This is a genomic window from Bacteroides sp. 1001302B_160321_D4, assembly GCF_015667765.1.
GTDB classification, from domain to species: Bacteria; Bacteroidota; Bacteroidia; order Bacteroidales; family Bacteroidaceae; genus Bacteroides; species Bacteroides xylanisolvens.
Genome location: NZ_JADPLO010000149.1, coordinates 1 through 1,582 on the forward strand (window position 1 = coordinate 1; position 1,582 = coordinate 1,582).

General features: G+C 36.1%; 1 protein-coding gene. It reads right to left on the bottom strand.

What is annotated here, in order from left to right; genetic code table 11:
• Window positions 1-17 precede the first annotated feature (17 nt).
• Window positions 18-1,310, bottom strand: a complete 1,293-nt coding sequence (locus KFO40_RS25545; protein ID WP_049701351.1) for an ISAs1 family transposase — start codon at window positions 1,308-1,310, stop codon at window positions 18-20.
• Window positions 1,311-1,582: the final 272 nt, after the last annotated feature.

Here is a 1,582-nt window from a genome sequence, read left to right on the forward strand (position 1 = left end):
CAGGGAAAACGCACGAGTTAAAACGCTTTAATAAAGTTGTTTATCAAATTAGTTAGATACTCATCACTCCATCCAGCCTTCTTCCTTTTCCTATTGACAGAAGTCTTCTTGTCTTCATCCTGATAATTCTTCAAAATGGTCAATGCCATTTTAGTTAAAGTGGAAAAGTTTTGTGCCGAATTCATCATTTTTCTTCCATCATCTTCATTAAATGTAACATCCAACTGCCAATGCAATCCATTTTCTACCGCCCAATGCTTTCTCTTATATTTAAGAATAAGCTCTGGATTGTTCACTAATGAAGAGATGAAACAATGTTTCTCATTCTGTATTTCCCCTGTGGCTATATTTATTTTCTCGGTCTTTATTATTCCATAAGTCCTAAGATTCTTCCAATCGCGATAACAGAACCCTAATCTACTGGGTTCAGAGCAGGATATGCAGGTCCTTGTCACCATAAATCCATGACCTTCTGTGGTTTCTTCAGCTCTTTTGATAAAATCATTTTCTCTTCCGGAAATTAGCAAGTACTCCGCATCGTTTTCGATATTTTCCCTTAGTTTTAAATGATTATCTTTCACCTCTAAAAGATAATCGGCTTGTTTCTCTGTTATTTTTTCTACAATCTTCTTTTGGGTGCCAAGTGCATCGATGGTAACTACATCTCCTTGTCGTATATCAATGTCGTCCAGTAATTTGGGTATTGCTACTATTTCATTCTCTTTTATTGAGACCCGTTCCTGCCCTAATGACAGACTCATATCAGAAAGAAAGGCACTGACAATATGAAGTTTGGCTGATGCTGCCTGCTCCTTTGTTATTTTACCCGCCGACTCTTGTACCAGTTTATCAGCATTGATGGCACCACAGATCGTTTTCCCGTCAATAGCTATATGTCTATTCGTATAAAGATCATTACCCTCACCTATTTGAACTTTCGACCAGTCGCAATCTTCTATGGACGGTGAATCACCTCTCATATTACAGGCCCATTCTCTGTAACAACTCTCTAATCTTTCTGTTTTTATGATACAAAAAAATCGGCGTAATGTATCATGTGAGGGGGTAGTTTCTAAATCCGGTATGAATCTCCTAAGAAAATCTTTCTTATAACGGGCGAAGTCTGCTATATCATTCCAACTCTGACAATCACAAAAAACACCCGATAAAGTGACAAGCATTATCAATTTGCCCGAATAAGTGACTTTATTCTTTTCACGTGGGTCTATTGTATCAATAGCTTCAGACATACTAGCCATATGACGTGCCAATTCGTCATTTATTAAAAAATCCTTTGCAATCTTATCCATTACTGTTTATTATTTAGACGTGAAGATAATGAAATACCAGAATGAATACAATATAAATAATCAATATATCAATTGAAGAAGCCCGAAGATTAAAAAGGATGAAAGCAATAGGTGGCATGACCATGTAAAGTTGTGACACGTCTATATGAGGAAAAGTAACTAGGAAGACTTTATTTATTATTAGATATACAAGAGTATTGCCATTAAATAAGTTTTGAGAAGAGAAGGGAACTATTGATTATTAAACAATTAGCACTCGTGCGTTTTCCCTG